Origin of the sequence: Bordetella genomosp. 1, from assembly GCF_002261335.1 — a bacterium.
Classification (GTDB): Bacteria; Pseudomonadota; Gammaproteobacteria; order Burkholderiales; family Burkholderiaceae_B; genus Bordetella.
Window position 1 is genome coordinate 386,727 of record NZ_NEVL01000004.1, and the last position, 25,806, is coordinate 412,532.

Below are 25,806 nucleotides of genomic sequence, written 5' to 3' on the forward strand. Positions count from 1 at the left end.
CCCTCGAAGCCTACAATGACAAACGCGCGGAAACGCCACAAAATGGCGGTTTTACGCGGTCAACACCCATGGAGTCCATCATGCCGCACAACACGCTCGACACACTCAAGACCTTCAAGATTGGCAAGAAGACCTGTCAGTTCTATTCGTTGCCGGCGCTGGGCAAGGCGCTGGGCATCGATGTGGCGCGACTGCCGGTTTCGATCCGCATCGTGCTCGAATCGGTGCTGCGCAACTGTGACGGCAAGAAGGTCACCGAAGAGCACGTGCGGCAACTGGCCAACTGGCTGCCCAACGCCCGCCGCGAGGAAGAGATTCCGTTCGTGGTTGCGCGCGTGGTGCTGCAAGACTTCACCGGCGTGCCGCTGCTCGCCGACATCGCCGCCATGCGCTCGGTGGCCGACAAGATGGGCAAGAATCCGAAGAGCATCGAGCCGCTGGTGCCCGTCGACCTGGTGGTCGACCACTCGGTGATGATCGATTACTTCGGCACGAAAAACGCCCTCGACCTGAACATGAAGCTGGAGTTCCAGCGCAACCGCGAGCGCTACCAGTTCATGAAGTGGGGCATGCAGGCCTTCGACACGTTCGGCGTGGTGCCGCCGGGCTTCGGCATCGTCCACCAGGTGAACCTCGAATACCTGGCGCGCGGCGTGCACTTCGACAAGGCCAATGAGGTCTATTACCCGGATTCGCTGGTCGGCACCGACAGCCACACCACGATGATCAACGGCATCGGCGTGGTCGGCTGGGGCGTGGGCGGCATCGAGGCCGAGGCCGGCATGCTCGGCCAGCCCGTGTATTTCCTCACGCCCGACGTGGTCGGCGTGGAGCTCAAGGGCCAGCTGCGCGGCGGCGTCACCGCCACCGACCTGGTGCTCACCATCACCGAGATGCTGCGCCGCGAGAAGGTGGTGGGCAAGTTCGTGGAATTCTGTGGCGAAGGCACGGCCAGCCTGTCGGTGACCGACCGCGCCACCATCGGCAACATGGCGCCCGAGTACGGCGCCACGATGGGCTTCTTCCCGGTCGACGAGCGCACCATCGATTATTTCGAGGGCACCGGCCGCACGCCGGAAGAGATCGCCGCCTTCGAGGCCTACTTCAAGGCCCAGAAGATGTTCGGCGTGCCCGCCGCGCGCGACATCAACTACACCAAGCTGCTCACGCTCGACCTCGGCACCGTCGCGCCCTCGCTGGCCGGCCCGAAGCGCCCGCAGGACCGGATCGAGATCGGCAACGTCAAGAACACCTTCATCGACCTCTATTCCAAGCCGATCTCCGAAAACGGCTTCAACCAACCGCCGGAAAAGCTCGGCGAGGTGTTCACCACCAGCGCCGGCACCAAGGTCAAGAACGGCGACATCCTGATCGCCGCGATCACCTCCTGCACCAACACCTCGAACCCGAGCGTGCTGCTGGCCGCCGGCCTGGTGGCCAAGAAGGCGGTCGAGGCGGGCATGAAGGTGCCCAAGCACATCAAGACCTCGCTGGCCCCCGGCTCGCGCGTGGTCACCGAATACCTCACCAAGACCGGCCTGCTGCCCTACCTCGAGAAGCTGGGCTTCGACGTGGCGGCCTACGGTTGCACCACCTGCATCGGTAACGCCGGCGACCTCACCCCCGACCTGAACGAAGCCATCGTCAACAACGACCTGGTGTGCTCGGCCGTGCTGTCGGGCAACCGCAACTTCGAGGCGCGGATCCACCCGAACATCAAGGCCAACTTCCTGGCCTCGCCCCCGCTGGTCGTGGCCTACGCCCTGGCCGGCACCGTCACGCGCGACCTCATGACCGAGCCGGTGGGCAAGGGCAAGAACGGCGACGTGTGGCTCGGCGACCTGTGGCCCACCACCGAGGAGATCGAGTCGCTGGTGAAGTTCGCCATGAACCCCGAGGCGTTCAAGGCCAACTACAGCCAGGTCAAGAGCAACCCCGGCAAGCTGTGGGAAAACATCAAGGGCGTGACCGGCGAGACCTACAACTGGCCCGACTCGACCTACATCGCCGAGCCGCCCTTCTTCGACGGCTTCGGCATGACGCCGGGCGCGATCCCGGTGGTCAAGGGCGCGCGCGCGCTGGGCGTGTTCGGCGACTCGGTCACCACCGACCACATCTCGCCGGCCGGCTCGATCAAGGAAACCTCGCCCGCCGGCAAGTGGCTCAAGGAGCACGGCGTGCAGAAGGCCGACTTCAACAGCTACGGTTCGCGCCGCGGCAACCACGAGATCATGATGCGCGGCACCTTCGCCAACGTGCGCATCAAGAACCTGATGATCCCGGCCCGCCCCGACGGCAGCCGCTTCGAGGGCGGCGAGACGCTGTTCCAGCCCTCGGGCGAACAGATGTCGATCTACGACGCGGCCATGAAGTACGTGGCCCAGGGCACGCCTTCGGTGGTGTTCGGCGGCGAAGAGTACGGCACCGGCTCGTCGCGCGACTGGGCGGCCAAGGGCACGCAGCTGCTCGGCGTGAAGGCCGTGATCACGCGCAGCTTCGAGCGCATCCACCGCAGCAACCTGGTGGGCATGGGCGTGCTGCCGCTGCAGTTCAAGGGCGACGATTCCGTGCAGACGCTCGGCATCACCGGCGAGGAAACCTACGATATCTCGGGCCTGGAACACGGCATCAAGCCGATGCAGGACGTGACGCTGACCATCCATCGCAAGGACGGCAGCTCGCAGGACGTGACGCTGCTGCTGCGCATCGACACGCCGATCGAGGTCGACTACTACCTGCACGGCGGCATCCTGCCCTTCGTGCTGCGTCAGTTGCTGGCGGCCTGAGCGCCCGCTGCCGGCGGGTTCGCCCGCCCGTGAAAAAAGCCCGCGAAGCATTGCGCTTCGCGGGCTTTTTGTTGCGCGCGGCCGGCGGCCGTCAGGCCGCGTGCGCGTCGCCGAACTGATAGGCGTCCATCGCCAGCGCGGCGTAGCTGACCTCGTCGGTGAGCCGGCGCGGCGCACAGGCCCGGTCGGCCGCCGTGTCGCCCGCGCCCAACGCCACGTAGAGCGGCATCAGGTGGTCGTCGTGCGGGTGGGCCTGGTGCGCGCCGGGGGCTTGCGCGGCCCAGTCGAACAGCGCGGGCAGGTCGTGCTGCGCCAGATGCTCGGCATACCAGGCCTGGAATGCCGGCACGTAGGGATGCGCGGGCGCCTGCTGCGGCATGCGCACGTCGCGCAGATTGTGCGTGAGCGAGCCCGAGCCGATGATGAGGACGCCCTCCGCCCGCAGCGGCGCGAGCGCCTGGCCGAGCGCATATTGCTGCTGCGCATCGCGCGACATGTCGAGCGAGAGCTGCACCACCGGCACGTCGGCGTCCGGATAGAGATAGCGCAGCGGCACCCAGGCGCCGTGGTCGAGCGGGCGGCGCGGGTCGTTGTCGGCGGCGATGCCGGCGTCGGCCAGCAGCGCGCGCACGCGCTCGGCCAGCTCGGGCGAGCCGGGGGCGCCGTATTGCAGGTGGTAGAGCTCGGGCGGAAAGCCGCCGAAGTCGTGCCAGGCGATCTGGCGGTCGCGCGTGGAGACGGCGAGCCCGTGCCCCGCCCAGTGGGGCGAGACGACGAGGATGGCGCGCGGCCGGGCGGGCAGCGCGGCGCTCCAGGCCGCCAGCGCGGCGCCGGTCTGGCCGGGCTCGACGGCGAGCATGGGAGAGCCGTGCGATACGAACAAGGTGGGCCAAAGCATGACGATCTTCCTTCAAAGCGGATGATGTCATTCTGCCCATATTCAAATCGGCAATAAACCACCGAATCCGGCATAGGCTGTTGCGCATCGAGCAACAGCCTATGCCGCACGTCCCCGATCGGGCGTTAAACTACGCTGTTACGCATCCCGACAACGATCCTATATCAATGGCCCGTACCCGCAGCCAAACCCCGCCCCGTCTGAACCGTGATGCCGTGCGCCTGGTCGCCCTGGCGCAGGCCCTGAACCGCTCCGGCAGCCGCGTGGAAGACACGTATTGGGAAACGCAGTTGGGCATTGCGGTGCCCAAGCTGCTGCGCGCCGGCAACGACGCGCCGCTGGAGGCCGCGCTCGACCATCTCGCGCAGCACGACATCGGCGCCTACGAGGTGTTGATCGAACAGGCCGAAACGCTGTCCGAGTCGACCCGGATCGAGAAAAACGGCACGCGCTACGACGTGCTGTTGCTGGTGGCGCCGGTCGCCGCCTGGACGCGCTACACCATCCCGACCGGCCCGATTTCGGCGTCGGCCCAGGAAGCGTTGCTCGCGCAACTGCATGGCCACGTGCTGGCCAGCAACACGCGCGTGGCGCTGCTGCCGCACCTGGTCAGCATCGACCAGATGCCGCGCACCTTCTCCGAAACCTGGCAGTGGCTGCAACGCCTGGGCTCGCACGCGCTCGGCGCCGAGACGGCCAAGCCGGCCGTGAACACCGCCATCGAGACCGCCAACATGCTGGCCGACACGCGCTACATGGTGGCCGCGGTGGCCGTGGCCGAAGGCGGCGCGTTTTTCCGCTGGCAGGAGCTGTTCGAGGAACCGGGCAACAGCCGCGAGGAATGCCTGGCGCAATGGGTCGAGCAGGCCCAGCCCACCTTCGCGTCGCTGCTGCCGGGCTGCGGCCTCGACCTGCTGCTGCCGGATGCCTATTACGTGAGCAACCGCGAGGCGGACCGCCGCGTGCGTCCGCTGTCGCTGCGCGCCGCGGTGAGCTGGCTCGAGGGCGCGGTCAACCTGCAGCCCGCGCAGCTGCGCGCCGTGATCGCCGGCTGCGGCGAGGCCCAGGTCGACGAATACCGCATCGGCTTCACCGCCCGCAACAGCAACGACGTGTTCTATGGCTGCGTCTGGCCCGTCTACGGCCGGGAAGACGAACCGGCGCCCGGCGAGGAAGACGAGGGCGAACCCGACGCCATGGACCAGATCGCCGCGCTGCTCAAGGAATACGGCGTGAACGACGTGCGCCGCATTCCCGGCATCCTGCCGCCGGAATACTGCGAAGACTGCGGCGCGCCGCACTTCCCCAATCCGCTGGGCGAGCTGGTGCACGCCGAGCTGCCCGAAGACGCCGAGACGGCGCCCGCCCAGTTCCACTGAGGCAGGGCCGATGCGTGCCGATGTGTTCTGCCGCGTCGTCGACAACTACGGCGACATCGGCGTGTGCTGGCGGCTGGCGCGCCGTCTCGCGCACGGCCGCGGCTGGCAGGTGCGGCTGTGGGTCGACGACCTGGACGCCTTCGCGCGCATCGAACCCGAGGTGGCGCCCGCTGCCGCGCAGCAGACGGTGCAGCGGATCGAGATCGTGCACTGGCGCGATCCCGCCCCGGCGCTCGAGCCGGGCGACGTGGTGATCGAGGCATTCGCCTGCGACCCGCCGCCCGCGTTCATCGCGGCGATGCGCGCCTCCCACCCCGCCTGGATCAATCTCGAATACCTGAGCGCCGAAGCCTGGGTCGAGAGCTGCCACGGCCTGCCCTCGCAGCGCGCCGACGGCCTGGTCAAGCACTTCTTCTTTCCCGGCTTCACCGCCGCCACGGGCGGCCTGATCCGCGAACCCGGCCTGAGCGCCGAGCGCGATGCCTGGCAGGCCGACGCCGGCGCGCAGGACGCGTTCCTGACGCGGCTCGGCGTGCCGGGCGCCGCGCTTTCGCGCTGGCGCAACCAGGGCGCGCGCCTGGCCACCCTGTTCTGCTATCCGCAGGCGCCGGCCGCCGACATGGCGCAGGCGCTGGCGGCGCTGCCGGGCGGGGCCGTGCTGCTGGTGCCGCAGGGCGTGGCGCCGGCGCTCGATGCGGTGGCGCTCGCGGGCCTGGACATCGTCAGGATCCCGTTCGTGCCGCAGCCCGATTTCGACCGGCTGCTGTGGCTGGCCGACTTCAACATGGTGCGCGGCGAGGACTCGTTCGTGCGCGCCGCCTGGGCCGGGCGGCCGTTCCTGTGGCAGATCTACGCCCAGGACGACGCGGTGCACCTCACCAAGCTCGATGCGTGGCTGGCGCGCTACGATCTGCCCGCCCCGGCGCGCGCGCTGATGCGCGCCTGGAACGACGCCGACTTCGCGCAGGGGCCCGCGCTGGCCGCGGCCGCCCTCGGCGCACCGGTCTGGCAGGCCTGGCAGGCGGCCGCGCGCGCGTGGGAAGAACGGCAGGCGCAGCTCCCCGATTTGGGGGACACACTTGCCGATTTCTGTACGGAATTGAGCAAGACGCGCTAGAATAGCGAGTTATCTGTTGCGTCCATGACGGGGTTTTTCGCCCGGCATCGCCGGTGCAGCAGACTCACTGACAGCCTCCCGGGGCACGCAACGGTGTACGGACAGCCCCCCCCCGGGCGGCCGAACCGACTGCGCGCTAGCACGGCGAGTGCGCCATATCACCCCCGGAGTTTTAATCGATGAAAACCGCTCAGGAATTGCGAGTCGGCAACGTGGTCATGGTCGGCAAGGATCCGCTCGTGGTCCAGAAGACCGAATACAACAAGTCCGGCCGTAACGCCGCCGTCGTCAAGCTGAAGTTCAAGAACCTGCTGACGGGTTCGGCCAGCGAAGCCGTGTACAAGGCCGACGAAAAGTTCGACGTGGTCCTGCTCGAGCGCAAGGAATGCACCTACTCGTACTTCGGCGATCCGATGTACGTGTTCATGGACGATGAGTACAACCAGTACGAAATCGAAGCCGAGAGCATGGGCGACGCCCTGAACTACCTCGAGGAAGCGATGCCGGTTGAAGTGGTGTTCTACGACGGCCGCGCCATCTCGGTCGAACTGCCCACCATCCTGGTCCGCGAAATCACCTACACCGAGCCGGCCGTCCGTGGCGACACCTCGGGCAAGGTGCTCAAGCCCGCCAAGATCAACACCGGCTACGAGCTCAACGTGCCGCTGTTCTGCGCCATCGGCGACAAGATCGAAATCGACACCCGCACCAACGAATACCGCAGCCGCGTCAACTGACCGGCCGCCGCATTCGCGGGCATCGAAAGCCCGCCCTGCCTCACGGCAGGGCGGGCTTTTTCTTTGGGGTTGCGGTGCGGGAGGCGGCCGAAACGAAGCTGCGCCGGCGCAGGCTTACTGCAACTGCTCGTCGTCGAGAAAGGCCGGCACGCTCATGACGGCGATGCCGTCTTCGGCCAGCTCGGCACGCTCTTCGGGCGTGGCGGTGCCGCGGATCGGACGGTCATCGGCGTCGCCCTCGTGGATGCGGCGCGCCTCGGCCGCGAATCGCGTGCCCACGTTTTCGGTGTTGCGCACCAGCTCGCGCACCTGGCGCAGCACCTCGGCCTGCAGGCGTGCGAGATCGGGCGGGGTGCCGGCCGGCGCCGGCTGCGCGGGCGCGCGCAGGTGCGCCACGTTGAGCCGCGGCGCCGAGAGGCGCTTGACGACCGTGTGCGAGCCGCACACGGGGCACTCGACGAGGCCGCGCGCCCGCTGGCTGTCGTAATCGTCATGCGAGCCGAACCAGCCTTCGAACAGATGGCCGTGGTCGCATTCGAGGTCAAAAACTTTCAGAGCCATGATGGATGGGCGCCGTGCCTGGGCGCCGGCTTGCGCGCAGGCCGGTGGCCGCGCTGCCCGCCGGGAGGCGGGCCGGGAAGGAACGGCGGCGCCGGATGCACCGCCTGCCCCGATATTACTTCGCGCGGCGGCTCTGCGTGCCGGACAGACGCGACTGTTCGGCCTGGAGCGCATCGATCTGGCGCTGCAAGGCGCGCAGTTGCTCACGCACGTCCTTGTTCTGGTCGGTCAGCGCCTGGGCTTCCTGGCGTGCCTGGGCCTGGCGTTCGGCCACGACCTGTTCCTGCTGCTGGCGCAGTTGGCGGTCGGCCTGCAGCGCGGCCAGCTCGGCATTGCGGGCGGCGAGCTGTGCCTCGGCCTGGTTGTAGTCGGCCTGCATGCGGATGCGGCGGATGTCGACCTCGGCCAGGTCGGCCGAGCGGGCGACGAAGCTGCGATAGACGGCCTCGGCCTGTTGCGACGACTTGGTCTTGTAGACCTGCCAGAAGTCCTTCTGCTGGAACAGGGCGACGTAATAGGTGAGCTCGTCGGGGCGGAACAGCAGGCTGGCGCCGTAGTTGCCGTTGTAGCTGGTGCGCAGCTCGGACACCTGGCGGCTCTGGATCAGGCCCTGCAGCTCGGTCGAGGTGGACGAGGCGCGCGGCGCGGGGGCCGGCGCGGGAGCGGCCGCGGGCGCCGGTGGCGTGACCGGCGCATCGGCGGCGGCCTTGTTTTCCACCTGCTGTACCGCCGGGCGGTCAGCCTGCGTCTGGGTGCTCGCGCAACCCGCCAGTCCGGTCAGGGCCAAACCCGCGAGAAACAGGCGCATGCCAGCACCCATGTGATGGATTTCCACGTTTATATCCCCTACCCCTAGGCAGCAAGTTTTGAACTATAGCAACAGATTGCGAATTATCGCATCCCTTGGACACGGCTACGCCCGGGTTATTCCGGATTCTCATTTTGCCCATGCGTCAAAAATCCGCGATACCGTCCGCGGGCTCGGTCTGGGCCTCGCCCAGGCGCAGTTTGCGCATTTTCTCCCACAGCACCTTGCGGCTGATGCCGAGTGCATGCGCCGTATCCTGGCGACGCCAGCCATTGGCCTCGAGCGCGGCCAGCACGCGCTCGCGCTCGGCGCGTTCGGCCGGGCTGAAGGCGACCGGCGCCGGGCTGGGCTCGACCGGCGAAGGCGGCGCGGCGGGCGGCATCTGGCGCGCGTGCCGTTCGATCACCTGCTCCAGGCGCGCCGGATCCCAGCGGCCCAGCTGGCGCCGGATGATGGCGACGCGTTCGGCCAGGTTGGAGAGCTCGCGCACATTGCCGGCGAACTGCATCTGCTCGACGCGCTGGAGCAGCCACAGCGGGATCTCGTCGTGCTCGGACACGCCCTGGCGCAGCAGCAGCGCCTGGAAGATGGCGCGCTTCTCCGCCGCGCCGCGCTCCTCCAGGCTCGGGATGCGCAGCTCGATCACCGCGAGCCGGTAATACAGATCGGCGCGGAAGTCGCCCTCGGCCACCAGCGCACGCAGGTCCTTGTTGGTGGCGGCCACCAGCCGGAAGGTCACCGGAATCTCGGTCGAGGAGCCGAGCCGCGTCACGCTGCTCTGCTCTAGCACGCGCAGCAGCTTGACCTGCTGATAGAGCGGCAGGTCGCCGATTTCGTCGAGGAACAGCGTGCCGCCGTGGGCCTGCTCGAAATAGCCTTTGTGCGCGCCGACCGCGCCGGTGAACGCGCCCTTGGCGTGGCCGAAGAAATGCGCTTCGAACAGGCCCTCCGGAATCGCGCCGCAATTGACGGCGACGAACGGGCCGCCGGCCCACGCGGCCGCGTCGTGCAGCAGGCGCGCCACGCGCTCCTTGCCCACGCCGGTCTCGCCGTGCACCAGCACGTTGGCGCGGCAATCGGCAAACATGCGCGCCTCTTCCAGCAGGTCGCGCATCACCGGCGACACGGCCACCAGCGTGGGCGGCGGCGGCGTCTCCGGCTCGGTGGGCTTCTGCGCTACGCCGGCCACACGGAACAGCAGGCGCCGCAGTTCGGCGCCGGTGAAGGCCAGCGGCAGGGTGTAGGAATACTCGGGCGCGTAGAAACGCGGATCGTGGTTGCGCTCCTCGCCCGCCACCCAGATCACGGGGATGCCCTGCGAGGTGAGCCAGTCGAAGCCGCCGAAGCGCGCGTCGCCCATCAGCGTGACCGACACCAGCGCGACGGCCGGCCGCGCGCGGTCGCGGTCTTCAAAGCCGACGCCGGCCTCGGCCCGCACCACGGTCGCGTCGTAGCCCGCCAGCGCGCGCTCGGCGCGCGCGGCGATGTCGGCCGTTCCCTCCCAGACATAGAGGTCCAGGCCATCGTTGAGCAGGGCTTCGCTCATGGGCGGCTCCGGGCTTCAATAGACAAGCTGTACTCCTGTTCCATCGCAATCCATCGACATCAGATGCACGTCGGTCTGGCCGATGCGCAGTCCGATCACGTTTTCGATCAGCGGCTTGAGCAGGGCCGTGCCGATCTGGTCGAACAACGGCTTGATCAGATCCAGCAGGAATCCCACCAGCCCGAGCACGACATTGGGCGGCCCGCCTGCCGTCGGCGTGGCCGCGAGCGTGTTGGTGATCTGCGAGACGCAGCCCGCCACCGAACCGCCGATCGGGATGCCGAGCAGGCGGCTGGTGCACTGGTTGGTGGGCAGCAGCGCGCCCACGATATCGCCCAGCGTGGTGACCACGCTGCTGACGAGGTTCGACACCAGGTTGACCACGTTGCCGAGCAGGCTGCTCACGTTCAGCGACACCAGGCTCGTCAGCAGGTTGGAGGTCGCGGTCGGCAGGCCGGTGAGGAAGCCGCCCAGGTTGGTGGGCGCGTTCTTGATCTGGTTCAGCGCGGCCTGCGTGCGGTTGCTGCGGCAGGCGAAGCCCGCGGCGGTCTGCGCCGCCGAGGCGGTATCGGTACAGATCGACGAGGTGTTGTTCCAGAGCTCCTGCGCCATGTTCTGGATCACCTGGTTGCGCGTGCCGCTGGGCAGCGCCGCCCCCGCCTGCAGCGTGTTGCCGAGCAAGGCCCCGAGCAGCGCATCGGTGAGGTTCTTGATGGTGGTGCCCAGCAGCAGCGGGTTGTCGGTGGCCGGCACCGACTGGGTCTGGCCCACGTAGAAATCCGCGGCGCCGTTGGCCGGCAGCGCATTGATCACCAGCGGCGGGTCGGGCGTGAGCGATGCCAGCTCCGCGCCCAGCAGCGCCACGCTCAGCAGCTTTTTGGGCTGGAGGCCCTGCTCGCAGCTGGTGCTGGTGGAGAACGGCCAGTTGGCGGAGGCGCCCGCGGGCGGCCCGCCGACGCACAGCTTCAGGATCGAGGAGGTCACCGCGATGTTGGCGAGATCGCGGTTCGAGGCGTCGCGCCGCTGGCACAGCTGCGTGAGCGTGCCGTGCCCGTCGACCACGTCGATCGTGATCGGCAGGTCGATCGACAGCTTGAGCAGGGAGCTCAGCGGCGCCGGCAACGAGGCGGTGGAGACCTGGATCGGCGCGTACACCCGCACCTGCGAGGTGTAGGCCGTGGCGCCCACGCCGCCGATCGCGATGGACGGCGGCTCGACCACGCTGAAGCGCGGCGTGACGCTGACCAGACCGCCCAGGCTGACGTTGGTGCCACCCTGCACCGCATGGCCGCCGGTGCCCACGCCGATCGCCGTCGACAGGACCTGCAGCGCATCGAGCTCCAGGTTGAGCGCCGAGTTGGCGTCGCCGGACGTGATGTTGGCAAACAGCGAGCCGCTGCGGCCCGGCGTGGTGGAACCCAGCTTGACCTGCAGGTTCGACACGCCCAGCTTGGTCTGGATCGCCTGCAACAGGCTGACGTTCGCGGCGACCAGCTCGTTGCGGCCGGCCACCACCACGATGGCGTTGAGCACGTCGCCCAGCGCGCGCGTGTTGGCGGCCAGCAGCTGGTTGAAGTCGCCGAGCGAAATATTGGCGGGCACGGGTATGCCGAGCGCCTGCAGCAGCCCCGCCGGCGTGATCTTCACGTTGGCCAGCCCGCTGTCGTAGCCCACCAGCGAGGTGCCGCCCAGGTCGAGCCCGACCTGGCTCAACAGATTGGTGAGCACGCCCGGACGGGCCGCGATCAGCTTGGTGCCCACCGAGAACGCCGCGACCGGATCGCCGGGGCGCGCGCCGATGGCCTCGACGTTGAGCGTGAGGCCGCTCAGGTAAGGCACGATGCCGCCGAAGGGCTTGGACAGGCCGACCCGCACCGCGTTGTAGCGCTCGCCCGAGTTGACGGGCCGCACGTAGCGCGGCGCCAGCGCCGCGTTGGTGTTGTCCCAGCGGTAGCAATCGGTGGTGACGGTGAGCTGGGTGGCGTTGTTGCCGAGGTTGCTGTTGACGTTGGCGCGCGCGGCCGCCATGGCGGCCGTGCAGTTCGCCTGCTGGCCCGCGCCCAGCAGTTGCGCCGCCGTGAGCGCGCTCAGGTCGGCGGCCTTCTGCAGCTCGCGCTTCATGTAGAAGAAATAGCCCAGCTGCGCGCCGCCGAGCAGCACCAGCCCGATCACGATGACGAGCGCGGCCGGCAGCAGGATCGAGCCCTGCTGGCGCCGCGAAGCCTGGCGGAACAGACGTGCGCGCATGAGCGGCGGGCGGCTCAGCCGCCCCCTCCGAGGCCGCCGCCACCGCCGCCGCCCTTGTTGCCGACGCGGTCACCGAACCACTCCGGCAGGGGATGCTCGAAGCTCTGGATGTAGCGGCGCCATGCGGCGCTGGCCACCGGCCCCTGCAGCGGCTGGCCGGGCCCGGCGCGGCGGCCGTCGGCCTGCGCGGCCATCAGGGCGCGTGTGGTTTCGCCCCGCGCGTATTCGGGCTCGGCCGCCGCGGCCGCGGCGGCGGGCGGGGGCGGCACGGGTTCGGACGCCACCTGGCGCACCGCGGGCTGGGCCGACGGCGTGACCGCGGCCGCGGGGGCTGCCGCGGATCCCGCGGCGGGGGGCGGCGGCACCGGCACGGCCTGCGCGGTCTGCGCGGTCTGCGCGGGCGCCGGCGTGCCGGCCGCGGGCGCGACCTGCGTCAGCGGCACGCGCAACTGCGCCTGCGCGCCCAGCGCCGTGACGGCGCCGGCCAGGCCCAGGCCGAGCTGGATGGCGATACGTGGGGCATGTGCTTTCATCGTGTCCTCCGGCGCCGGTCAGGGCTGCACGGGCGTATTGCCCATTCTGTCGAGCAGGGGCCGCTGCAACACGGGCAGCGGCATCGGGGTGGCGGGGGCCGTGGCGGCGGGCGCGGCGGCGGGCCTGCGGCCGTCCTCGCCGACCTGGCGTACCGCGGGCCGGCTCGTCGTGGCCGCGTCCTGCGGCGCGATCGACACCGCGGCGAGCGTCTGCGCCGGGCGGGCGGACTGCTGGGTCCGCTGGCGCTCGCGGATCTCGCTGGCCAGCTCGCTCACGCGTTGCCGGGCCGGCTCGGGCAACTGGGCCTGGTCCATCACGTGGCGCGCCGAGGCCTCGTCGCCGGTCACGAGCAGCAGCAGGGCCAGGTTGCCGATGATGCGCACATTGGTGGGATCGAGCTCGGCGGCCTGCCCCATGGGCACGCGCGCGGCAGCGGGGTCGCCCGCGCGCAGCAGCGCGTAGCCGAGGTCGCCGAGATACTGCGCGTCGGTGGGGCGCAGCTGGGCGGCACGCGCGATGCGGTCGGCGGCCGCCGGGAAGTCGCCCTGCGCGCCGGCCAGCAGCCCGAGGCCATGCCAGCCGCGCGCGGCCTGATCGCCGTTGAGCAGCGCGCGATAGACCTGTTCCGCGGCCTGCGGCTGGCCGGTCATGCGCAAGGCATCGGCGCGCAGCGCGGCGAGCTCGGTGGACTCGCCATACGACTGCCGGTAGGCGTCGATGTAGGCGAGCGACGCGAAGTAGCGGCCGTCGCGCTGCGCCTCGCGGATCATCGACAGCGCCATCTCCGGCGGCGTGGCCGCATTCTTGCGCATGTCCCGGTCGGCCTTGTCCTGCGCCAGCGCCTGTTCGCGCTGCTGCTCGCGCATCAGCTGCTGGGCCGTTTCCACGCGCGAGGCCTGGCAGCCCGCCAGCACCGCGACAGCGGCGGCGGCGGCCAGCAGGCGCCCGGCTCGGTGATCGATCGAAGTGCGCACCATCAACTTCCTCCCGCCACCTGCGACAGACCGCGCACGATGGCTATGAATCCGGACCCGCCCGTCACGATGAGCAGCGCGGGCAACAAGGTCATCACCATCACGCCGGTCATCTTGACCGTGAGCTTGGCGACCTTGGCCTTGAGTTCGAGCTTGCGCTTCTCGCGCACGCGTTCGCTGAAGCGGCCGAGCGGCTCCTGCACCGCGCCGCCATGCTTGTCGACCTGCACCATGAGCCGGCAGATGGCGGTCAGGTCCTCGTTGTCGTAGCCCTCCGCCAGCCGCGCCAGCGACTGCTCGCGCGTGCGGCCCCGGGTGTGCGCATCGGCCGCGGCACGCAGCTCCTGGCTGATGACCGGCATCGCCGCGCGGAAGTCGTTCACCAGCACATGGATGCTCTGGTCGAGCGAGAGGCCCACGCCCTGCAGCAGGCGCAGCAGGTCGATCAGCAGCGGCAACTCCTCGCCGGCCTTGCGGCGGCGTTGCGACCAGCGCCGCATCAGCCACCACTTGGGCGCCATCCAGCCGATCGCCAGCCCGAAGAACAGGACGGCCGCCACGCCCAGCAGATTGAGCGCGGGCCAGCGCGCGTCGGCAAACATCCAGCCGGCCAGCGGCAGGGCCAGGGCCAGGAACGCGCGGGCGGCTATGAACAGGCCGCGTGCGCGCGGCACGTCGGCAAAGCCGCAGGCGTCGAGCAGGCGCCGGTCTTCGTCGGCCAGCAGCGACTCGCCCAGCTTGCCCGCGCCGATGCGCAGGCCGGCATCGCTGGCCGCGTGCGCGACCGCCTCGATGCGCTCGCGCGACGAGCGCGGCGCGGTCTCGACCTCGATCGCGCGACCCTCGCGCGCGGCAATGGCGCGTTCGACGGTGCGCAGGCTGCGGCCCTGCCGGCCTGCGCGCATCAGCAGCGCGCCGCCCACGATCAGGCAGCCCACCATGAGGGCGCAGAGGGCGCCGATGAGCAGCCAGCGCGACAGCGGATCGGAGAGCATGAGCGCCATGGCCGCCTACACTCCGCGCGCCATGCGGTAGAGCCAGTAGGAGCCGCCCACCTGCAGGCCCGCCGCCAGCATCAGCATCTTGAAGCCGAGCTCGTCGTTCCACATGCCCATGAAGAGCGCGTTGTTGGTCATGATGATGAAGAGCGCCACGCCGATGGGCAGCAGCGCGAGCACCCAGGCCGACAGCCGCACCTCCGCCGACAATGCGGTCAGCTCGTTGCGCGCCTGTTCGAGGTCGCGCATGAAGCCCGCCATGCGCTCGAGCACCTGGTCGCTGCGGCCGCCGAAGCGCAGCGCCAGCGAGATCACGGCCGACACGAGCAGCAGTTCCTGCAGGCCATACTGGCGCGCGACCTGGGACAGCGCCACGTCGAGCTCCTTGCCCGAGCGCGCCAGCGCGTCGGCGCGCTGCACCACCTCGAGCAGCGGCTGTTCCACCGAGCGCGTGGCCGACTGGAACGCCGAGCTCACGCTGTTGCCGATCATGATGAGCCGCACCGCCGCGTCGAGAAACTCGGGCAGTTGCGCGATCATGCGGCGCTTGCGCTTGTCGGCCTTGTACCAGATGCGGAAATAGCCGCCGAGCAGGAGCAGCACGGCGCCGGCCGCGGCGGCCGCCGGGCCCGCCGCCAGCCACAGCACGGCGCCGACCAGCAGCGGCGGCAGGAACAGGATGAAGTAGATGCGCTGGTTGGAGGGCTCGCCCGCCAGCAGCAGCAGGCGCGACCAGGCGTTGCCGCCGCGGCGGATCGGCTGCATGAAGGTCTGGGCGGTCACCGACGCCGCGTTCGCCCGGCCCTGGTCCAGGCGCGTGTCGAGATAGGCCGAGGTGGCGCTGCGGCGCGCGACCGACGTGGCGCGCAGCACCAGCACGAAGGCGGCCGCGAGCAGCAGCAGTGCGACCGCGGCCAGCAGCAGCGCCGTCGACATCATCGCCTCCTGCCCCAGAACCCGCCCCCGCCCGACTCGGGCTCTTCCGGCGCCGGCGGCGGCGCCATCACGCCGCGCAGCTCGTCGCGCACGCGGGCCAGCTTGGGCGTATGCGGATTGATGCCCAGGCTCACCCAGTTGTCCTTGTCTTCGCCATCGGGCGTGGTGAAGGCCTCGTAGCGATAGAGCTCCTGCGTCGCGATGACGTTGTCGCCCATGCCGGTGACCTCGGTGACCGACACCACCCGGCGCTTGCCGTTGGGCAGGCGGCCGATCTGCACGATGAAGTCGAGCGCGCTGGCGATCTGGCGCCGCAGGCTGTCTTCGCTGCCCTGGAAGCCCGCGAAGCCCGCCAGCATCTCGATCCGGTACAGGCATTCGCGCGGCGAGTTGGCGTGGATGGTGGCCATCGAACCTTCGTGGCCGGTGTTCATGGCCTGCAGCATGTCCATCACTTCGGCGCCCCGCACCTCGCCCACCACCACGCGGTCGGGCCGCATCCGCAGGCTGTTGCGGATCAGGTCGCGGATGCTGACCGCGCCCGAGCCGTCGAAGCCGCCCTGGCGCGATTCCAGCCGCACCACGTGCGGATGGTTGAGCGAAAGTTCGGCGGTGTCCTCGACCGTGACGACGCGCTCGGCTTCGGGAATGAAGAACGCCAGCGCGTTGAGCAGCGAGGTCTTGCCCGAGCTGGTGCCGCCCGAGACCAGGATGTTGCAGCGATAGCGCACCGCCAGGTTGAGCAGGCGATAGATCTCTTCGTTGAACGAGCCGAGCGACAGCAGGTCGGTGGGCTTGAGCGGATCCTGGCGGAACTTCCGGATCGAGACCATCGGGCCATCGACGGCGAGCGGCTCGATGATCACGTTCAGGCGGCCGCCATCGGGCAGCCGCGCGTCCACCATCGGGCTGGACTCGTCCAGCCGCCGCCCCAGCGGCGCCAGGATGCGGCGCACGATGCGCATTACGTGCTGGTTGTCGGTGAAGCGCAGCGACTCGCGCGCCAGCACGCCCCGGCGCGACACGAACACGTTGTCGTAGCCGTTGATCAGGATGTCTTCCACCGACGGGTCGGCGAGCAGGTCTTCGAGCGGACCGAGCCCGGCGAGCTCCTTGGTGAGCGCGGCCGAGATCTGCGCCATCTCGCCTTCGTTGATCGCCACGCGCCGCATGCGCACGAAGCTGGCGACCTCGATGTCGACGAACTCCTGGATCGCCTGGCGCGTCCAGCGGCCGAACTCCGCGCCCAGCTCCTCGATGCGCGACAGCAGGTGCTCATAGGCCTGGAGCTTCACGTCCTGGAAGCGCTGCGATCCGGAAAACTCGCCCTCTTGCGATCCGGAACCGAACTCCATCGATGCCGACATGATCATGTTGATTCCCGCCCTTCATCAAACCATGTTGACACGCCGGTGCACGCCGGGCAGCCAGGTGGCGAGCCAGCCCTGGCGCGAGCTCGGCGCCATGCTGTCCGACATCACCCGATCGACCAGCGACTGCACCGCGCGCACGTACACGTCGCGCTCGGCCTGCTCATGCAGCAGGCGGCCTTGGTTGGTGCAGGTCATCAGCGGCAGGGTGCGGTCGGGCAAGGTGCCGGCCAGCGCGATGCCGAAGCGCTCCGCGATCTGCGCGGCGGTCATGCCGTAGCGCTCGTCGTAGCGATTGACCACCAGCTTGACCGAACCGCGCTCGACGTGGTGCTGGTCGAGCTCCTGCAGCACGTTGGCCAGCGAAACCAGCGCGCTCACGCTCTGGTCGGTGACGAGCCAGGTTTCCTGCGACGAACGCACCAGCTTGGCCACGAACTCCGGATTGGAGAAGCCGCCGGCGTCGGTCACCAGCATGCCGTAGTGCTGGCGCAGCCGCTCGAACAGCATCAGCGAATCCGAAGGCGACAGCGCGCGCATCTGCGCCACGTCGCGCGGCAGCGCCATGGCGCTCACGCCCGCGGCGGTGTGCGCCATGGCCGAACTGAGCAGCGTGCCGTCGAGCCGGCGCAGGTTGCGCACCGCCTCGGCGAAGTCGAACTCGCTGCTGATGTTGAGATAGAGCAGGCAGTCGCCCACCGGCCAGCCCAGGTCGAGCACGCCGACCCGGTCGGACAGCGGCAGCTGCGTGGCCATCAGGTCGCCGCTCCTGGCGCCCTTGCCTGCGCCCTGCTGGCGCCCGGCGGCCGCCTGCGCCAGCATGTGCTGCGACAGGCCGGCGGCGTGCACGGCCAGCGTGCTCGCGCCCACGCCCGGCCGCGCGCCCAGCACCAGCACGCTGCGATGCGCGGCATCGGTGCCGCCGCCTTCGCCGCGGCGATTGGAGATCAGGCGCTGCACCACGCCGCGCACTTCCTCGGGCGAGACCGACGGGTCGACGAAATCGCTCACGCCCGCGCGCAGCGCGGCGATCGCGCCGTCCGGCTGCGCCAGGTAGCCGACCGCAACGCGCGGCACGGCGGGCGCGACGCGCGCGAGGATGCGCGCCAGGTCGGCCGCCATCAGCAGCTTGCCCGGCTCGTTGGCATCGGGCGTGAAGTCCAGAAACACCACCTGCGGATTGATGTCCGCGATGCGGCGTGCCAAGGTATCCAGCGGCGGCAGCTCTTGCGTCAACAGGCCGAGATCACCGATGGCCTGACCCAACTGCTGCGCCACGCCGTTGTTGTTGGAGCAGAAAAGAAAGCAGGTGCTCTTGTCGAGAGCAACCCATTCGCGGGCGTGTGTCTTCATGTTCGTCACCGTGAGAAACCCGGCATCTGCTGTCCCCCCATCGGGCCCAGCAGGTAGTAGCCCCAGGCGGTGCTTGCACGATCGGTCACCTCCTGCCGCTCCCCCGGCATGGGCAGCGTCACCCCGCGGGCGATCGGACGGACCAATCGTGGCGTCACCACGATTACCAGCTCGTTGTCTTCTTGCGAGTACTGCACGCTGCGGAAGAAGGCGCCGATGATCGGCAGGTCTCCCAACAGCGGAATCTTGTTGACGTTCGCCTTGGTCTGGCGCGACACCAGGCCGCCGATCAGATAGCTCTCGCCGTCGCCCAACTCCACCATCGTGTCGGCCTTGCGCGTGCGCAGCGCGGGGATCGTGGTGATCTGGTTGGTATCACCGGTCACGATGCTGATGCCGTTGGCGTAATCCAGCTCGCTCGCCTCCGGCGCCACCTTCAGCGCGATGCGGTCGCGCGAGATCACCGTGGGCGATACGGTCAGGCCGATGCCGAACGGCTTGAACTCGATCGTCTGCGTGCCAAGCCCCGCCGACACCGGAATCGGAATCTCGCCGCCGGCCAGGAAACTCGCGCTCTGCCCCGACATCGCCAGCAGCGTCGGCTCGGCCAGGATGCGCGCCATGCCATTGCTTTGCAGCAGTTGCAGCGTGGCGTTGAAGTTGCGGCTGTTGTAGGCGATCCCGCCCAGGAACCCGCTCAACTCCGGCAGCAGCGACACGCCGCCCGTCACCCGGCCACCGCCCGCGTTGAAGGCCACCCCGATGTCTTTCATCACCGAGCGCGACACCTCCACCACCTTCACCTCGACCTGCACCACGCCGCTGGTCGCGATCTGCGACACGTCGACCTGGGTCTTGGGATCGCCCGCGGCCTCGGACGCCGCGCGATGCGCATCTGCCGACGGCGCCAGTCCGGTCAGCACGCCGCGGCCATCCGCGGTGGTGTCGACCTGAACGCCGGGCTGCACGCCGCGCCGCGCCAGGGCCGCCTGCGCATCCGAGAGCACCCGCACCACCCACACCTGCGGATCGCGGCTGTTGCGCGTCCACACCCGCAACTCGGTGGTGCCCGCCTTGCGGCCCACCACCAGCACTTCTCCCGCACTTCCCGTACCCGAGAGCACCTTCACATCGGCCACGGCCGGGTCGGCGACGGCGATGCGGGTGGGCGGCGCGCCCAACCCGAGGGGCTGCTGGCCGTTCACGCTCACCAGCAATTCGCCCATGCGCGGCTGCGCGGCCGCGCCCTGCGCAGCCGCCGCGGGCGTCTGCGCATGGGCGGCACCCACCGGCAGCAGCGCCGCCAGCCAGAGGCCCATCCAAATCTTCCTGCCTATCCCCGATGCATTCATGCGTTCTGTTTCCGGTTGCTGGTTGCTCGCGCCGTTACGGCGGGCGCGGGTCGCGATTCGGTGCCGACGCTTGGGTCCTCTAGTAATTGACGGTGGAGATCTCCCCGCCACGAATGATTTCGACGCTGCGGCCGCCACCCTGTCGCGGCGCGCGCGGCGGCGCCTCGGGCGTCGGCTGGGGCCCGGCCAGCTGCGGCAGGGCATCGCCGGCGAAGGCCGCATTGATGCCGTCGCGCGCGCTCGCCTGCTGCGCGGGCGTCAGGCCGCTGCGCGCCGTCAGCACGGGCGCGCGGCGCGGGAACAGCGACGGATCGGGCATGGACTCGTCTTCCGGCGAGCGCAGCACGAGTTGCAGCTTGCCCGCGCGCGCGGCCAGCAGCAGCTCGTTGACCCGCTCGACCGGCACGGCCAGGATGGCGTTGCGGACGGCCACCGGCGCGTTGTTGCTCGTGTTCTGGGCCTGTGCCTCGGCCGGTCCGGCGAGCGAATCGGGACCATAGGCCAGGACGCGCACGCGCGATTGCAGCAAACGGGTCTGCGTGCCGGGCACCTCCTGGCTGCGATCCATCATCAGGAACACGTCGATCATGTCGCCCGGGCGGATGCGGTTCTGCGCGCCCGTGAGTTCGTCGACAGGGATGGTCACGGCGCGCTCGCCCTGGCCCAGGAAGGTCGACAGGCCACGCACCACGTCGGCGCTCATGACCGGCTCGTTGGCGGCCAGCGCCTTGCGCAGCACGCGGCCCTCCACGGCCTTGGGATCGGTCTCCACGCCGCCCGGCTGCACCGGCCATTGCGCGACGCTGAGCTTGTCGGCGGTCAGCACCGCCCCGGCCTCGACCGGCGCGCTCACGACCAGCACGGGATAGGTCGGCGCCGGCGGCCGGGCCGGCGCGGCATCGGGCGCGGGCGCCTGGGTCTGCGCCATCGGCGCGGGCGGCGGCGGCGCGGGCCGCAGCGCGAGCTGGATGGCGAACGCGCCCAGCAGCAGGGCCACGAGCACGAACAGGCCGGCGATGATCTTGGTGGTGAGGCTCATGGAGTGGACCCGGAAGGAATCTGCACGCTGGCCAGCGCCGACAGCGTCGACGGCAGCCACTGATTGCCGCCAGGCAGCGTGCCCGCGAGCGTGCGCATCATGCCCAGCAAAGGCCAGTCGGCCGCGTTATAGGAAAGCGACACGCGGGCGCAGCGCTGCACCACGCCGTTGGCATCGGCCCAGGGGCAATTGGCCACCGTGACGGCGCAGGAGACGGCGAGCCAGTCGGCCTCCTGGCGCGCCGCATTGCAGGCGGCCGTGCCGTTGAAGGTGCCGGCCAGGCCGGTCTGCAGGGCGACCTGGGCGCCCTCGCCCACCGCCTTGGTGATTTTCTGTTGCGCCCAGAACAGCGACCCGAGACCGACGATGCCGCACAACACCAGCAGCAACAGCGTGATCGAGAGCGCGAACTCGATGGCGGCCACGCCGCGTTGGCGCTGCAGGCGCGAGGCAGGAAGGCGCGGCCGCATCACAGCCCCGCCGCGGCCGGCGCCGCCAGGGAGAGCTGCCCGCCCAGGCGCACGGAGGCGCGGGCGCGCAGCTCGGTCGGCACCACCAGGCCCATGCCCGGCAGCGTCGGCAGCAGCGGCGCGGACGCGTACGGATAGCGCACCAGCACTTCGATCTGGTCGGCGGCCAGCGTGAGTCCGCTGCACGCGCCGGTGCCGCCGATGCGGCCGGTCGGGCCGCACACGGCGATGGTGGACGGCGTGCCGCCCATCGAAGAGACCCATTCGATCTGGTAGGCCGCGGCCGTCTGTGCACTGGTGGCGCGCGGCCCCCAGGCGCCCACCGCCTGCCAGCGCTGCGCGGCGCGCGCGCCCTCTTCGGCGGCGAAGTTGAGCGACTGCTGCGCGGCGAAGATGATGCCCCAGGTCAAAAGACCGTAAGCAACCAGGAAGAACACCACGAACACCAGGGAGAACTCGACGGCATAACTGCCGCGCTGCAGGCGACCACGCCGGCCGCCGCGCCGAACGGCAGCAGCCGCACGCCCTTGAGTGCGGTGCCCAGGCCGGCCGACCAATGCCACAGCGCCAGCGCGCCGCAGATGAGGGTGCCGAACAGCACCACCGCGGCCCACGGCCAGACGCCCACCCACAGGCCGAGCGCGGCCAGATACTTCACGTCGCCCGCGCCCATCCAGCGCATGGCCCACGCGATCACGAATACGAAGCTCGCGCCAAACGCGATCAAGGCGTCGGCCCAGCTCTGCGCACCGTAGTCCGGCCACGGCGCGGCGCCAAAGCTGGCGAGCGACAGCCATCCGAGCTGCACCAGCGCCGCGCCCACCGTCAACCAGTTGGGTACGCGCCGCATGCGCAGGTCGAAGTAGACGACCAGGGCGTTGAAGGCCAGGAACGACAGCCACCACATGTTCTCCTTCAACAATCGTGGCACTCCAGCTTATAGGGGTGTAACCCGATCCGGCAGCGCATCGCCCCCGCGTTGCGCAGCGAATCGACACGGGGCCGGGCCCCGACGCCGGCCCGGGCGCGCGGCGACGTCGCGAAGACGCCGCGCGCCCGGCCCGGCGGCCGGCGGGCCATCAGGTCGCCGGGGCAGTGCCGGACAAGCGGTTGCTGATACGGGTGAACAACCCGGTGAGGTCGGTTCCGAGGAGCGTGAGCGCGCCGATGATGGCGACCGCGATCAGCCCCGCGATCAAGCCGTACTCGATCGCGGTGGCACCCTCTTCGTCTTTCCAGAAAGATTTGACGTGCGCAAGCATGTGGCACCTCCTAAAACAAGAAAACAAACGACAGTTGAAAAAAACGCCTCATACACTGCGGCGCTACAAAGCCATGACCAACCCCTCGCCGGCCAGGCCCATTCCTGCAGTCTTGCTTTACAGCTTGTTTATCTCTTTCCTGCGACGTCCGGCTCAGCGGACGGGCGCACCGGGGACCCGGCCGTCGTGCAGCAACGCGTCCATGCGTTGCGCCAGCCGCGCCTGGTAGCGCTTGTAGCTGCGATGCAGTTGCCAACGCATCGCGATCAGAATCAGGATGGCGCCTGCGAATGCCACGTAGGGCAACGAGACACCTCCCACGTGCAGGCCGTCGTCGGCACTGCCCGTCGTGCACACCACCGTGGCCGCGACCACGCCGGTGTAATGCATGCCGCAGACCGCCACCGCCATCAGCACGGCCGCCACGATGCGCTGCCATTCGCGCTGCACATTGAACGCCAGCCACACGGCCGCGGTCGCCGCCGCGATGGCGATCACCACCGAGGCCACCACCAGCGGCGCGTCCCAGCGGAAAAACGCCGGCATGCGCATCGCACTCACGCCGATGTAATGCATCGCCGCCACCGCCAGCCCGGCCAGCACGCCTGCCACGGCACAGCGGAACAGCGAAAACGGCCGCCCGCCCACATACCAGAAGGCCGCGCCGGAAAACACGACGGCGACCAGCGCGCTGAAGAAGGTCGGCACCAGCGCGTAATCAACCTCAAACGGCAAATTCTGTGCCTGCATACCGATGAAGTGCATGCCCCAGATCGCGATTCCCCCCATCGCCAGCGCGCCGATCACGGCATATCCACGCCACGATTCACCGTCGCGCACGCTGTCGCGTATACGTGCGGCCGCGCTCAAGGCCACGTAGGAGCCGAGCAGGGCAATCACGAACGACAGCAGGAACAGGCCGCTGTGAAACGAGAGAGGGACGATGTCTCCGGGGTTCATGGGTGCTCCGGATTAAACGAGAAACTCGCCTACATCACGCACTTTCATTTATGTTTACTCCCGATGAATACCCGCGAAAAGCCTACTTGCGGGATATTGCGCAAACATTGTTCTTAATTGTTTTCCTAGTCTTATCTATTAACATTTGTTTGGCATTGGGGTTTACCCTAGCGTTCGTAATATTGCGACAGGAATTGTGCAACCGATATTCGGCAGTTTGGAAATAAATGGAATTTATCCGAAATTCACGGGCAGAATAGCGCGGATTCTGTCGCGTTTACGAATATCGCACCCTGCGCTGTATTGACCCTATTTCAGGGATGTTGCGCATTGTGATGCAACCGGATTGCTGGCAAGATGCAAGAAAGAATTAACCAAGATACGCCTTGAAATAAATAAGCCGCAGAAATCCCGTTTTTTGCCATCGCTCCCTCTGGGAGAGCCGTTTACTTTCTGTTTCCGGTCGTGCCGATGAAGCCTGTACAGCGTGGTGTTGGTGTTCTCCATTACTCTCTGGCGGCCGCATTGGCAGGCTGCGCGATTAATAGCTGGGCAGACGCGCCGTTGCGCGGAAACCCGGTGGATTCGCTGCCGCAGATAGAAAGACCGGGGCCTTCCGCTCCCCCTCCCGTGGTGGCGCCGCCCACGCCCGAGCAACAGGCCGTCCAGGCGCGCCTCGCCCAGCGCATCGTGCCGCGCAATTTCGACGTGGCAGGCGTGCATGCGATCGACTTCACGGAAGTCTCGGATTTGCTGACGCCGCTGGTGGGCAAGGAAATAACTGTTGCACAGCTCGTGCAGCAGGTGGAGAAGATTACCGAGCTCTATCGGGAGCGCGGCTATCCCCTTTCCTTCGCCCTGGTGCAGAACCAGAATTTCGCCAATGGCCTGGTCGTGGTGACCGTGGTCGAGGGCTATATCCATAATGTGCGCATCGAGGGCGATGCCGGTAATGCCAAGGACCGGCTGGAATATCTCGCCGAGCCCCTGACCGCCGAAAAGCCGCTGACGCGCGCCACGCTCGAGCGCGTGCTCAACCTGATGCGCATCGTGCCGGGCGTCTCGATCAATCCCGCGATGGACCTGCCGCGCCGCGCCGACGGCGCGACCGAGCTGGTGGTGAATGCCTCGCTCAAGCGCGTCACCCTCAACGGCAACGTGGCCGACCTCGGCACCGGCATGCAGCCGCTGGTGAACGTGGGCACCAACAGCCTCACGCCGCTGGGCGAACAGGTCAAGCTCACGGGCGCCCTGCCGATCGGCCACAACGCGGTGACCTATCTGTCGGGCGAAGTGCGCGTGCCGATCGGCAACGACGGCCTGTCGTTCAAGCTCGACGGCTATCACTATCAGGCCAAGCCGGAAGACGACGCCATCGAGATGCTGGGCTTCAACCGCAAGGTCACGAACGACCGGATAGGGGCGGCGCTGTCGTATCCGCTGATCCTGAACAACCGCCGCTCGCTGACCGCCACGCTCGGGGCCTATGCCGCCAACTCGAAGGATCGCTACGACCAGAAGAACAGCGACAACTGGCTGCAGCAGGACACCCGCGTGCGCGCCGGCACCGCCGAGCTGCGCTACATCGACGTGCTGCCCGAACGTACCACCGACGTGAGCGCGTCGGTCTCGCACGGCTTCTCCGCGCTGGGGGCGAAGAAATCGATCAAGTCGAACTATGGTTATTCCGCCGACCCGGACATCGATCTCTCCTTCACCCGCTATAACGTGAATGCGCGCCAGTCATTCGAGTTGCCGGCGCAGTTCGGCCTGGTTTTCAACGCGGCCGGCCAATACAGCAGCAGCGTGCTGCCGAGCTCCGAACAGGTCTCTTTCGGCAGCTGGCGCTTTGGCCTGGGTTATCCGCAAGGCGAAATCAGCGGCGACAAAGGATTTGGCGCGTCGGCCGAAATCAACCGCAGATTCGGCACCGGCTGGCAGTATCTCAGTGCGGTACAGCCCTATATCGCGGTCGACTATTCGCGCAGCTGGTACAACCGCGCAGACCTCAAGTCGCTCGACAACAAACATCTGTCGTCGGTCGCCCTGGGCCTGAGATTCACCGACGACCGGTATTACCTGTTCGATTTCAATGTCGCGAAACCCGTGGGCGCGGCCACGCTCAACAATAACGACCGCGACCTGCGCTTCAACGCGAACTATTCGCTTTTCTACGACGCCTTCTGAGCGTTACACACGTCCGGCGTTACGTAACGCCGGACGTAACGTACCCCGTAACACGTAACGAAATTCGCGGAAAAACAACATTCGCGCAGGCCGTCATTTCGTCTTTTTGCGAATACTTTTCTTTAACCGTTACGTGGCAAATGCTTCGCAAGCCATTGATTCACAAGGAATTCTTAAAACCGGAAATCGGCGATGGTCGGCGTTTAAGCAATATTCGAAAAAACTGGCATGAATTGTGCATAAGGAAAGGTATCGGGCGGTTTCCAGGCCTGAATACACCAAACCCTAGGAG

General features: G+C 68.4%; 23 protein-coding genes. 5 read left to right on the plus strand and 18 right to left on the minus strand.

What is annotated here, in order from left to right:
* The first annotated feature begins 80 nt into the window (after positions 1-80).
* Positions 81-2,786, plus strand: coding sequence for an aconitate hydratase AcnA (acnA, locus tag CEG14_RS18710; RefSeq protein ID WP_094828277.1), 2,706 nt, complete (start codon positions 81-83; stop codon positions 2,784-2,786).
* 91 nt (positions 2,787-2,877) lie between these two features.
* Here the strand turns inward: acnA and CEG14_RS18715 are convergent, their stop codons facing one another.
* Positions 2,878-3,684 (minus strand): DODA-type extradiol aromatic ring-opening family dioxygenase, encoded by an 807-nt coding sequence (locus CEG14_RS18715; RefSeq protein ID WP_094827908.1) that lies wholly within the window; start codon positions 3,682-3,684, stop codon positions 2,878-2,880.
* Positions 3,685-3,851: 167 nt separating this feature from the next.
* Between CEG14_RS18715 and CEG14_RS18720 the strand changes: the two genes are divergently transcribed.
* The 3 genes from CEG14_RS18720 to efp all read left to right on the plus strand — a co-directional run bounded on the left by CEG14_RS18720 (position 3,852) and on the right by efp (position 6,917).
* Positions 3,852-5,063, plus strand: coding sequence for a DUF2863 family protein (locus CEG14_RS18720; protein WP_094827909.1), 1,212 nt, complete (start codon positions 3,852-3,854; stop codon positions 5,061-5,063).
* Positions 5,064-5,073: 10 nt separating this feature from the next.
* Positions 5,074-6,180, plus strand: coding sequence for an elongation factor P maturation arginine rhamnosyltransferase EarP (gene earP / locus CEG14_RS18725; protein WP_094827910.1), 1,107 nt, complete (start codon positions 5,074-5,076; stop codon positions 6,178-6,180).
* Positions 6,181-6,359: 179 nt separating this feature from the next.
* On the plus strand, positions 6,360-6,917 hold the full coding sequence (gene efp, locus CEG14_RS18730) for an elongation factor P (protein ID WP_094827911.1): 558 nt from the start codon (positions 6,360-6,362) through the stop codon (positions 6,915-6,917).
* A gap of 114 nt (positions 6,918-7,031) precedes the next feature.
* Here the strand turns inward: efp and CEG14_RS18735 are convergent, their stop codons facing one another.
* The 17 genes from CEG14_RS18735 to CEG14_RS18810 all read right to left on the minus strand — a co-directional run bounded on the left by CEG14_RS18735 (position 7,032) and on the right by CEG14_RS18810 (position 23,327).
* A complete protein-coding gene (locus tag CEG14_RS18735; protein ID WP_094827912.1) occupies positions 7,032-7,478 on the minus strand; it encodes a DUF1178 family protein in 447 nt (148 codons plus the stop codon).
* Positions 7,479-7,593: 115 nt separating this feature from the next.
* Positions 7,594-8,313: a DUF2968 domain-containing protein gene (locus tag CEG14_RS18740; RefSeq protein ID WP_094827913.1), complete on the minus strand. Its 720-nt coding sequence runs from the start codon at positions 8,311-8,313 to the stop codon at positions 7,594-7,596.
* A gap of 118 nt (positions 8,314-8,431) precedes the next feature.
* Positions 8,432-9,832, minus strand: a complete 1,401-nt coding sequence (locus tag CEG14_RS18745; protein WP_094827914.1) for a sigma 54-interacting transcriptional regulator — start codon at positions 9,830-9,832, stop codon at positions 8,432-8,434.
* A gap of 15 nt (positions 9,833-9,847) precedes the next feature.
* Positions 9,848-12,079 (minus strand): pilus assembly protein TadG-related protein, encoded by a 2,232-nt coding sequence (locus tag CEG14_RS18750; protein WP_094827915.1) that lies wholly within the window; start codon positions 12,077-12,079, stop codon positions 9,848-9,850.
* Positions 12,080-12,093: 14 nt separating this feature from the next.
* Positions 12,094-12,612, minus strand: a complete 519-nt coding sequence (locus tag CEG14_RS26760; protein ID WP_094827916.1) for a DUF3613 domain-containing protein — start codon at positions 12,610-12,612, stop codon at positions 12,094-12,096.
* 18 nt (positions 12,613-12,630) lie between these two features.
* Positions 12,631-13,590, minus strand: coding sequence for a tetratricopeptide repeat protein (locus CEG14_RS18760; protein ID WP_094827917.1), 960 nt, complete (start codon positions 13,588-13,590; stop codon positions 12,631-12,633).
* The gene (locus CEG14_RS18765) at positions 13,590-14,591 is read right to left on the minus strand and encodes a type II secretion system F family protein (protein ID WP_094827918.1); all 1,002 of its coding nucleotides are present in this window, start codon (positions 14,589-14,591) and stop codon (positions 13,590-13,592) included. Before CEG14_RS18765 ends, CEG14_RS18760 begins: the two co-directional genes overlap by 1 nt.
* 6 nt (positions 14,592-14,597) lie before the next feature.
* Entirely contained in the window at positions 14,598-15,524 is a 927-nt protein-coding gene (locus CEG14_RS18770; RefSeq protein ID WP_094827919.1) for a type II secretion system F family protein, read from the minus strand.
* On the minus strand, positions 15,521-16,894 hold the full coding sequence (locus CEG14_RS18775) for a CpaF family protein (RefSeq protein WP_094827920.1): 1,374 nt from the start codon (positions 16,892-16,894) through the stop codon (positions 15,521-15,523). The genes CEG14_RS18770 and CEG14_RS18775 overlap by 4 nt, the downstream gene beginning before the upstream one ends.
* A gap of 18 nt (positions 16,895-16,912) precedes the next feature.
* Positions 16,913-18,253 carry a pilus assembly protein CpaE gene (locus CEG14_RS18780; RefSeq protein WP_094827921.1) on the minus strand — a complete coding sequence of 447 codons (1,341 nt, stop codon included), beginning with the start codon at positions 18,251-18,253 and terminating at the stop codon, positions 16,913-16,915.
* Positions 18,250-19,596 carry a type II and III secretion system protein family protein gene (locus tag CEG14_RS26420; protein WP_176461526.1) on the minus strand — a complete coding sequence of 449 codons (1,347 nt, stop codon included), beginning with the start codon at positions 19,594-19,596 and terminating at the stop codon, positions 18,250-18,252. Before CEG14_RS26420 ends, CEG14_RS18780 begins: the two co-directional genes overlap by 4 nt.
* 79 nt (positions 19,597-19,675) lie before the next feature.
* Entirely contained in the window at positions 19,676-20,635 is a 960-nt protein-coding gene (gene cpaB / locus CEG14_RS26425; protein ID WP_179280636.1) for a Flp pilus assembly protein CpaB, read from the minus strand.
* The gene (locus tag CEG14_RS18790; protein ID WP_094827922.1) at positions 20,632-21,105 is read right to left on the minus strand and encodes a TadE/TadG family type IV pilus assembly protein; all 474 of its coding nucleotides are present in this window, start codon (positions 21,103-21,105) and stop codon (positions 20,632-20,634) included. Before CEG14_RS18790 ends, cpaB begins: the two co-directional genes overlap by 4 nt.
* On the minus strand, positions 21,105-21,551 hold the full coding sequence (locus CEG14_RS18795) for a TadE/TadG family type IV pilus assembly protein (protein WP_256985837.1): 447 nt from the start codon (positions 21,549-21,551) through the stop codon (positions 21,105-21,107). Before CEG14_RS18795 ends, CEG14_RS18790 begins: the two co-directional genes overlap by 1 nt.
* Positions 21,512-22,027, minus strand: a complete 516-nt coding sequence (locus tag CEG14_RS18800) for a prepilin peptidase (RefSeq protein ID WP_141243367.1) — start codon at positions 22,025-22,027, stop codon at positions 21,512-21,514. Before CEG14_RS18800 ends, CEG14_RS18795 begins: the two co-directional genes overlap by 40 nt.
* A gap of 157 nt (positions 22,028-22,184) precedes the next feature.
* Positions 22,185-22,367: a Flp family type IVb pilin gene (locus CEG14_RS18805; protein ID WP_094827924.1), complete on the minus strand. Its 183-nt coding sequence runs from the start codon at positions 22,365-22,367 to the stop codon at positions 22,185-22,187.
* A 153-nt stretch (positions 22,368-22,520) separates the two neighbouring features.
* Entirely contained in the window at positions 22,521-23,327 is an 807-nt protein-coding gene (locus CEG14_RS18810; RefSeq protein WP_094827925.1) for an MHYT domain-containing protein, read from the minus strand.
* A 471-nt stretch (positions 23,328-23,798) separates the two neighbouring features.
* Here CEG14_RS18810 and CEG14_RS18815 point away from each other — a divergent pair, with 471 nt between their 5' ends.
* Positions 23,799-25,514, plus strand: a complete 1,716-nt coding sequence (locus tag CEG14_RS18815) for a ShlB/FhaC/HecB family hemolysin secretion/activation protein (RefSeq protein WP_094827926.1) — start codon at positions 23,799-23,801, stop codon at positions 25,512-25,514.
* Positions 25,515-25,806: the final 292 nt, after the last annotated feature.